Annotated in this window: 7 protein-coding genes; 3 read left to right on the top strand and 4 right to left on the bottom strand. The window is 35.7% G+C overall.

Annotated elements, in window-relative coordinates:
* Positions 1–223 precede the first annotated feature (223 nt).
* The 3 genes from AC1DUW_RS15220 to AC1DUW_RS15210 form a co-directional block, all read right to left on the bottom strand.
* Entirely contained in the window at positions 224–838 is a 615-nt protein-coding gene (locus tag AC1DUW_RS15220; protein ID WP_053344644.1) for a LysE family translocator, read from the bottom strand.
* 176 nt (positions 839–1014) lie between these two features.
* Entirely contained in the window at positions 1015–1548 is a 534-nt protein-coding gene (locus AC1DUW_RS15215) for a GNAT family N-acetyltransferase (RefSeq protein ID WP_053344643.1), read from the bottom strand.
* Between the two features lie 446 nt (positions 1549–1994).
* The gene (locus AC1DUW_RS15210) at positions 1995–3299 is read right to left on the bottom strand and encodes a helix-turn-helix domain-containing protein (RefSeq protein WP_379152257.1); all 1305 of its coding nucleotides are present in this window, start codon (positions 3297–3299) and stop codon (positions 1995–1997) included.
* Between the two features lie 512 nt (positions 3300–3811).
* On the opposite strand from AC1DUW_RS15210, the gene AC1DUW_RS15205 reads away from it, so the two are divergent.
* From AC1DUW_RS15205 to AC1DUW_RS15195, 3 genes are all read left to right on the top strand, one after another.
* A complete protein-coding gene (locus AC1DUW_RS15205) occupies positions 3812–5341 on the top strand; it encodes an AbgT family transporter (RefSeq protein ID WP_053347958.1) in 1530 nt (509 codons plus the stop codon).
* A gap of 126 nt (positions 5342–5467) precedes the next feature.
* The gene (locus AC1DUW_RS15200) at positions 5468–6727 is read left to right on the top strand and encodes an amidohydrolase (RefSeq protein WP_252433713.1); all 1260 of its coding nucleotides are present in this window, start codon (positions 5468–5470) and stop codon (positions 6725–6727) included.
* A 67-nt stretch (positions 6728–6794) separates the two neighbouring features.
* Positions 6795–8201 (top strand): M20 family metallopeptidase, encoded by a 1407-nt coding sequence (locus AC1DUW_RS15195; RefSeq protein ID WP_477642880.1) that lies wholly within the window; start codon positions 6795–6797, stop codon positions 8199–8201.
* 462 nt (positions 8202–8663) lie between these two features.
* On the opposite strand, the gene AC1DUW_RS15190 is transcribed toward AC1DUW_RS15195, so the two are convergent.
* Complete coding sequence (locus AC1DUW_RS15190) at positions 8664–9089, bottom strand: GNAT family N-acetyltransferase (RefSeq protein WP_477642879.1); 426 nt, start codon at positions 9087–9089, stop codon at positions 8664–8666.
* Positions 9090–9307: the final 218 nt, after the last annotated feature.

Below are 9307 nucleotides of genomic sequence, written 5' to 3'. Positions count from 1 at the left end.
GGATAAACCTACATTTCTTTCTTGTGCAATGGATTTATAGGATTTTTTCCCTTCTAAGTACTCTAAAACTGCATGTGATTTTTCGTCTATCGTATATTTAGTCAAAAAAACTGCACCTCCAATTATTAGATGTTGTCTAACAATTGGGGTGCAGTTCAATCATCACAGCTCTTTAAAGAACGATTGCACCTGTTAGTTGATTAACGAATAAAAATATATTTATCTATTCGTGTGTTTGAAGAGCTAACTTTATTCCCAAACCAATGTAGACTATACCTACGACTTTCCCAAACCAATTTGAACTGCTGTTAGATTTAACTAATAACTTGTTGCCAATTGTACTTGTTAGGAAAACTAAGAGAGTGGTATACATTATGCTCATCAGTACAAATGTTAACCCAAGCATTAAAAGCTGAATTGTCACTGGGGAACCATCACTTTTTACAAACTGTGGTAAGAAAGCTAAGAAAAATAATGAAGTCTTAGGGTTTAGTAATTCAATTAACAAAGCCTGACGAAATGATAGGTTATTATTCACTTTCTTAGTAATAGGTTTTTCAATTTTTTTTGATTTTTCAAGCAAAGCTCTTATTCCTAAATAAACTAAGTATGCTGAACCTAAATATTTAACAACTCCAAAAGCAAGTGTAGATGTCATTAATATCGCGGAAAGTCCAACAACTGCCGCAAGAGTATGAATTAAGTCACCAACAGCAATACCCAAGCCTGTGATAATTCCATTCTTTTTTCCACCTTTAATAGTTTGAGATATTGTCAAAAAAACAGCGGGACCTGGGATTAAAAATAACATCAGAACAACCAAAATGAAAGTCAACATTATATATTATTCCTTTCTTTTAGAGATTATACAGGCTGATTTAACCAACCACTACATAGTTTATTTTAACACTTTTAACATAGTAAAATAGCTCTTTAATCAACAATCCTGCCCTGTTTGTCGCATAAGAAAAAAGCTGATCGTCACTGCCCTTTAAAACCGTTAGCTTAACACGTTTACTTATTATTTTTTAGAAATGAATAGACATATGTATCGTGTGCTACACCATTTTGATACATATATTTCTTCAAAACCCCCTCTTTTTGAAAACCAATATTAGTCAGTAACTTATTAGATGCTTCATTGTTTAAAAATACAACAGCACCTATACGAGTTAAATTCATAACATCAAAACCATATGTAAGAACTCTAGATACTGCTTCTGAAGCATATCCTTTTCCCCACTGCTCTGGATGGATTTCGTAACCTATTTCTGCTCTTTTATGTTTAGGTAACCAAGCATTAAAGCCAATTGTTCCAATTATACCTTTGGTCTCTTTTTTTTCAATCCCCCAGCGTATGCCTCTTTTTTCATTGTAGTTATTTGAAAAGAAATCAACGAATTTCACTGCTTCTTCTATACTCTCTAATGTTTCTTGTCCATAATAACGTGTTACATTTTCGTTAGAAAAACAAGCAAAAATACCCTCTGCATCCTCTTTTGTTATTTCTCTTAATATTAGTCTTTCTGTCTCTAATATTGGAAACATTTCATCTCTCCCTCTGTTTATTACTATAATTAACTATTCTTTTTAAATGGTAAAAATTCCTTTATAAATTGAATTCTTTATTGCACTATCCTGACCCTTTAGTTGAACAAGGGTATTTTTTCTCTAATTAGAATGTAACGAACGTACATTCAAAAGTTCATATAATAGGATCTTATAAGCTGCAGTTTAGAAGGATCTTTTTAATTGGAGGATTCTTTTATATGCTTATTGAGGTACCACCACATGCCCATCAAGCTAAGAAAATAGGACACCCCCAAAACGATAAAATGAGCTTCTTTGTTACAAGAAAGCCCAAAATTTTGTTCTGAGGGTATTATAAATTGTTAACTTGATGGCAATGTGACGTTAACCTAGGGAGAGTTAATTAAGAGAAATCCTCAAAACTTTCCTCGGAAATTAAATTGTATATCAAGAATGTCGAGGTGTTACTTCTTTAACATATAAATTTTACGAGGTCTTCCCCGTGGCGATTGAAGTTCTTCTCCTTTGTACTCCACTAAACCGCTTTCACTTAAACTACTCATAATTCTCTGAGCATTTCGAACGGTCATAGATAAATGAGAAGCTAAGTCTGAGGAAGTGAAGCCGTCCCAGCCCATACGATCAATCAATGCTTCTATCTTTTTATACGTTTTTACACTTATGTTAGCCTGATTTAATTTATCTAGCAGTTCTTTATCATTAGAACGGAAGGTATATGCCAATTGTTCCTCTTGACCTACAGATTCAATCATTAAACCATCTTCCTGGATAACAACAATACCGGAACTTTCTTGCTTCTTCGAATGACGAATCGCCTTACGAGCATTGATTTCAGCCGATGCAGCCGTCTCACCAAAACCAATTCCAACTGCAACAGAAACATCCATCTCAAGGGACAGTTGTTGAACAGTACTGTGCAAGCTACCAATTTCACGTTCAATTGCCTTACGTGAACTAAATATTTGATAGCGACCGTTTCCATTTTCGATGAGAGAACCATCTAATTTTTCGCAAAATGTCAGTAATGTTTGTTTAATTTTAAGCTCCAAATGCTGCAGATGGTAACGAATATTAACCTCGTCAACAAATTGATCAAACTGATCAATTTCAATAATCTCTACACCTATCTGACTATCCTTAAAATAAGTACTTTTTGCTTTTTCAATTAAGATCTTGACCGCTTGTCTAATTTCCATCTTTGTCATATTTATTTTGTAGACAGAAACATTTTCTTTCTTCAAGGCTTCATATACAGATTGTAAAACGGTAAGGACACCTTGTACCTCCCCTTCCCTCCACAACTGAAGATGAAATTGAACAATGTCTTGAAAATCATATTGTTCATCAAATGTTTTTATATAAATATTTTCGGTGGAAATCCCTAGCTCTTGTAGAGACTCTTGCAAAAAAAAGTCTTCTAATCGAATCATATCAATGGATATCTTATCGAAAAAATATTTTTGATCCGCAGACATTTGTAAAAAACATCTATATAAACTAGATCCTACAGGAGGACAATACGTAAAATTGGCCTCTGAATCTAACATTTCTTTTGCAATTCTATAAGGAACTGGTCCAGAGAAAAACCAACCATTTACTGAATTTTGGTGATTTTTTATAATGTCCGTTACCTCTCGTGCATCTTCATATGGAAAATCAATGAAATCTATTTCATGCTCAAATTCATTAGTAACATCCCGAATTTTCTTTAAAGATGAAAGTGGACCTACAACACCAATTTTATACAAGTTTACTTCACCCCTACATCATACTATTAGATTTATTATATCAAAATAACCAATTAACCCCAACAGGGAATAATAATGAGATCCAAATATCAATAACATGTAAAGCGCCGTTTGACATAAATAAACGGTGCTACTTAATATGGTTTACTTCTCTATCGTTAGGTCAAGAGTGGTAGAACTTATACATTCCAAAGATTCAAAACCTTTTGTTTGTTTAGAAAGTATTACTAAAGCTAGAAAAAAAAAGATTCCTTTTTTTCTGAAAATTTTATTGAAATAGATTATTCTTAATTATATAATACATTTAACGAAAATAACGTTAAGTATTCGTTAAATGAAAAACAAGTAATTTGAAAGGTATGTATGAAGTACACGAAGGATGAAAGACCATTTTGGGTAATTTTAGCTTAAGGAAGGTTTAGAGAAAAAGTTTATAAATTAAATGGTACAAAAAAAGCACAAACTACAAATGGAAGAAGGTTTAGGAGGAGAATGTAATGGAACAAAAAGTAATGAAAGATACAACTAATCTGCAAAATCATAAAAAAGGTGGATTTTTCAATCAAGTAGAGCGAATAGGAAACAAAATCCCCCATCCATTTATTTTATTTATTTATATGATTGCCTTTTTATTTGTTGTAACCGCTCTCTTATCCGTTTTCCATGTTTCGGCATCGGATCCCATTAGTGGAGAGAAAGTAGAAGTTCAAAACCTCTTAAGCCGTGAAGGCATTCAATGGATACTGCCGAATATGATTAAAAACTTTTCCGGCTTTTTACCACTAGGTTCTATTTTAGCCCTAATGCTAGGCGTAGGACTTGCTGAAAAAGTCGGTTTGTTAGAAGTTTTGATTCGAAAAATGTCGTTAAAGGTCTCAGGGAAATACGCGAGTTATTTAGTTGTATTCGTTGCATTTTTTAGCCATGTCTCTTCTGATGCTGCGCTTGTTATTATGCCTCCCCTTGGAGCTTTAATTTTCCTTGCTGTGGGACGGCACCCTGTTGCTGGGTTGCTCGCTGCTATTGCTGGGGTTGGTTCAGGTTTCACTGCCAATTTATTAATCGTCACAACAGATGTCTTGCTATCAGGAATTAGTTCGGAAGTAGCGAATGGTATGAAAGCAAATTTGACAGTTAATGTTACCGATAACTGGTTCTTTATGGCTACTTCAGTTCTCGTACTTACTGTTGTCATTGCCTTGATTACAGATAAATTTGTTGAGCCGCGCTTAGGAAAATATGAAGGTAGCGGTAAGCATAAAAAATTGGAACAATTAACGAAGCAACAAAACAAAGCACTCCTGGCTACAGGTATTTCAGCATTGATTTTTATAGCTGTTATGGTCGTTCTAGTCGTTCCGGAAGGAGCCCTATTACGAAATCCAGAAACTGGAGCTATTCTTCCCTCTCCATTCATGTCTGGTATTGTCGCGATCATCTTACTTTTCTTTTTTACAGTTTCTATTACGTATGGAGTTAAAGTAGGAGCAATTAAGAAACAAAATGATATTCCAGAATTATTAGTAGACCCGATTAAAGGAATGGCCGGATTTATTATTATGGTTTTTCCACTTTCCCAATTTGTCGCTTGCTTTAACTGGAGTAATATGGGTAAATTTTTGGCATTATCCATCACAGATCTCTTAGAACAGCTAAACATAGATGGTGCACCCGTACTTATTGGGTTAATGTTCTTATCTGGACTTCTATCCATGTTTATTGCTAGTGGATCCGCCATTTGGTCTATATTAGCGCCGGTTTTTGTCCCAATGTTCATGGTATTGGGCTATCATCCTGCCTTCGCCCAAATGTTGTTCAGGGTTGCAGATTCATCTGTTCTACCATTAGCACCTGTATCTCCATTTGTCCCACTATTCTTAAGTTTCTTACAAGAGTATAGAAAAGATGCAAAACTAGGAACATATTATTCTCTTATATTGCCATATCCGATTATCATCTTTATCATTTGGACGCTATTGGTAGTGGTTTGGTATTTCCTCGGACTCCCAATTGGTCCCGGAGTCTATCCGAAATTACCGTAATTTAAAAAATCGCAAGCGCCTTGAATAGCCCCTTCAGCGACTCGAGGGGCTAGGTTGCTTGGGCTAGACGCCAAAACTTGTCGAAAATTATTAAATTTTCATCAAATAACTTTAGGAGTGAAAGAATTGGATATTATTTCTTTAAGACGTGATCTTCATCAACACCCAGAAGTTGGCTTTACCGAATTTCGAACTGCTTCAAAGGTAGTAGAAGTACTAACTTCTTTGAAATATAACGTGATATTTGGAAAAGATGCTTTAGATGGGGATTCTCGCCGTGGAGTTCCACCTACAGAAGTATTACAAGAAACATTTAATAGAGCATTACAAGATGGTGCAAATCCAGAAATTCTCCAAGAAATGGAGGGTGGATATACTGCTGTTATCGGTACATTAAAAGGAAAAACAGATGGCCCAACTGTAGCTTTCCGGTTTGATATGGATGCATTACCTGTTACGGAAAGTACTGATTCTGACCACTTCCCACAAACAAACGGTTTTCGTTCCAAATATGAAGGGAATATGCATGCGTGTGCACACGATGGCCATACAGTAATTGGCTTAGGGCTTGCGGAAAAATTAGCGGACCAGAACTTTGCAGGAACGGTTAAGCTTATTTTTCAACCAGCTGAAGAAGGAGTACGCGGCGCCTATTCAATTGTACAAAAAGGAATTTTAGATGATGTTGATTATTTATATTGTCTGCACCTTGGCACAGATGTCCCTCTAGGAGAATTTCATGGTGGGTCTTCTGGCTTTTTAGCAAGTACGAAAATGGCTGCTCATTTTCATGGGGTATCTTCTCATGCAGGTGCTTCTCCTGAAAAAGGAAAAAATGCATTATTAGGAGCTGCCACTGCATTATTAAATATTCATGCTATTCCAAGATTTAGTTCAGGTTCTACCCGCATAAATGTAGGTATTCTTAATGGTGGAACAGCCGCTAATATTATTCCAGCGCATGCAAAAATGATAATTGAAACCCGTTCTGTAACCGAAGAAACAAATGCAGAAATGGAGAAACGTGTTCGAAATATCGTGGCTCATAGTGCAGGTATGCATGAACTTGAATATGAGATTGAAATTATAGGACAAGCAATTACGATTCATTGTGATCAAGAACTTGTCGATCTATCTATGGAAGAAGCCCGAAATGTAAATGGTTTTTCAACAATCAAAGCATGTAGGGAATCCGGTTCTGCTGGAAGCGAGGATGCAAGTTTTATGATTCGAAGAGTACAGGATAATGGTGGTAAAGGGACCTATATGATTATTGGGACCGATATTCCTGCACCACATCACCATCCTAAATTTGATATTCAAGAAGAAGTGTTACCAAGAAGTGTAGAACTTTTGAATCTTATAGCAAGACGACTTTTAAAATAATATTTCATATTAAATCGAATATACATTCATATTAAATCGATTATATATAGGAAGGAAAGAGTGCAAAATGACACATGTAAATAGACTATCAGAAATTATTGAACAAAAAAAAGAAAAATTCATTGAAGTTAGTGACTCTATATGGAATTTTGCAGAAACACGTTTTGAAGAATATCAATCTGCTGAATTGCTTTGCAGCACGTTAGAAAACGAAGGCTTTTCTGTTGAAAAAGGTGTTGGAAACATAGAGACAGCATTTATTGGTAGCTTTGGAACTGGTAAACCTGTTGTGGCAATCATGGGAGAATTTGATGCGTTGTCAGGTATGAGTCAAAAAACAGCTACAGCTAAACAGGAGCCAATTGTACAAGGTGAAAATGGCCATGGATGTGGTCACAATTTACTTGGTACGGGATCATTAGCTGCTGCTGTTGCAGTGAAGGAATATATGGAAGAGAATCATATAAATGGGACAGTTCGTTATTATGGATGTCCTGGAGAAGAAGGCGGATCAGGCAAAACCTTCATGGTCAGAGAAGGTTTGTTCGATGACGTTGATTTTGCATTTTGTTGGCATCCACTAGATGTTAACGGCATTATGTCGATGGATTCACTTTCCAATTTCCAAGTGTATTATAAGTTTAAAGGAAAAAGCTCTCATGCAGCAGCATCACCACATTTGGGACGGAGTGCTTTAGATGCCGTAGAACTTATGAATGTTGGCGTGAACTATTTAAGAGAACATATTATCCAAGACGCAAGAGTTCATTATGCGATAACGAATTCTGGTGGATTATCGCCTAATGTTGTCCAACAAGATGCAGAAGTTCTTTATTTATTACGAGCCCCAGAAGTTTCACAAGTTCAAGATATTTACTTAAGAGTTTGTAATATTGCTAGAGGAGCAGCCCTTATGACAGGAACTGAAGTAGAAATCGTTTTCGATAAAGCCTGTTCTAATGTTATCCAAAACACAGTGTTAGATTCCGTTATGTATAAGAATTTTCAAGAATTAGGTATTCCACAACACGATGATAAAGAAAAACAGCTTGCAAAAGAGATCCGTGCTACCTTAACCGAACAAGAAAGGAATAGTACAATCAATCTGTTTAATGATAGTCAAGATGATGCTATGGCAAGTTGGTTGGAACCCATTGAGGGCTGTCAATCGCCATTAACAGGTTCCTCGGATGTGGGGGATGTTAGTTGGATTGTTCCTACTGCTCAATGCACAACAGCTTGTTTTGTTCTTGGATCCACTCTGCATAGCTGGCAGTGGGTTACACTCGGATCAACATCTATTGCCCATAAAGGTATGCTTCATGCTGGCAAGGTTATTGCGGCAACTGCAGTAGAAGTACTCCAAAATCCAGAATTAATTGACAAGGCAAAAGCAGAGCTAAAAGAACGATTACAAGGGAAAGGCTATGTCTCCCCTATTCCGCAAGATGTAAAGCCCACAGTTAAAAGATAATAGACTAGATTAGAAAGATGTTGTAATCGTACGTATGGAAAATCCCCTTATTTTATTGAAATGATGACCATTATTCATAGCATATATGGTGATGAATTTATGGATTTTTTTTGAATACTCTTTCGATAATAAGGTAGAAAAAATCACTCAAGAGGACGGAATGATCCAAAAATGACTGGGTGACTTTAAGTGAAATAGCAGTATTTAAAGGGATCTTCGATTGGAAGATCCCTTTTTCATTGAGAACTTTTATCTTTGATTCCATTCTTTTTTTAACAGCCTATAAACTATATTACCATGTGATCTTGTATTTCTATTGAGATTTCTTCTTCATTTATCCGCCCCCTTAAGTGGGAAAAAAGCCGCCGAAGCAGCAGGCAATCTTATAGTTAATCGATAACAAGAAAACGTATTAAAGAAACAACTCCATCTCACTATCCTTCGTCGTAAAGCCCATTTTTTTTATAGATGTTTTCCATCTTTAGAGGCGTGCAACCAAATTCGTTTAACACCACTATTTCTGCTCTCGTCTATACATTTTTTTAGCATTCGTTTTGCCAAACCTTTTCCACGGTACTCAGGGATAGTGTACATATTAAGAATGTAGGCTTCAACCCCATGAAGATTTTCCAAATATGGTGGTCTTTGAAATAAAACCATTCCACTGATACTAATGGCTTCCCCATTCGATTCCGCAATATAGGATATAAATTCATTTTTTGAAAGTGCTTTTTGTAAATACTCTCTTGTTGATGTCTCCATAAGATGTTCCTCCTGAAGAGATTTTAACTCACCTAGTTCTTTTAAAAGTGCTAACCGCAAACTAACTATCTTATCAATGTCTTCAATAGAAGCCTTGATGAAATCAAACTTATTAATATGACTCAACCAATATCACTTCCTTTTGAGGATTTACTCAAAATATGTATATTCTTTTTAATATATTAAATTTCCTTCTTCAATTAAACTGCCCCGTTAGTTGCATAATCGAGTAGGGGGAAAATAAGTTTATTTTCGCCCCTCTCACAACACCGTACGTACGGTTCGCGTATACGGCGTTTCAATTTATATCACAGTGTGTACTCTTTTAGATAATGTTCTAAAGC

It is taken from the genome of Peribacillus sp. P4_C12 (assembly GCF_056402095.1).
This window is presented reverse-complemented; position numbering and strand designations above follow the sequence as displayed.

Bases quoted from the DNA above. Each gene is read 5' to 3' on its own strand.
- AC1DUW_RS15220 (WP_053344644.1), bottom strand. From the start codon at position 838: ATGTTGACTTTCATTTTGGTTGTTCTGATGTTATTTTTAATCCCAGGT.
- AC1DUW_RS15195 (WP_477642880.1), top strand. From the start codon at position 6,795: ATGACACATGTAAATAGACTATCAGAAATTATTGAACAAAAAAAAGAA.
- AC1DUW_RS15205 (WP_053347958.1), top strand. From the start codon at position 3,812: ATGAAAGATACAACTAATCTGCAAAATCATAAAAAAGGTGGATTTTTC.
- AC1DUW_RS15215 (WP_053344643.1), bottom strand. From the start codon at position 1,548: ATGTTTCCAATATTAGAGACAGAAAGACTAATATTAAGAGAAATAACA.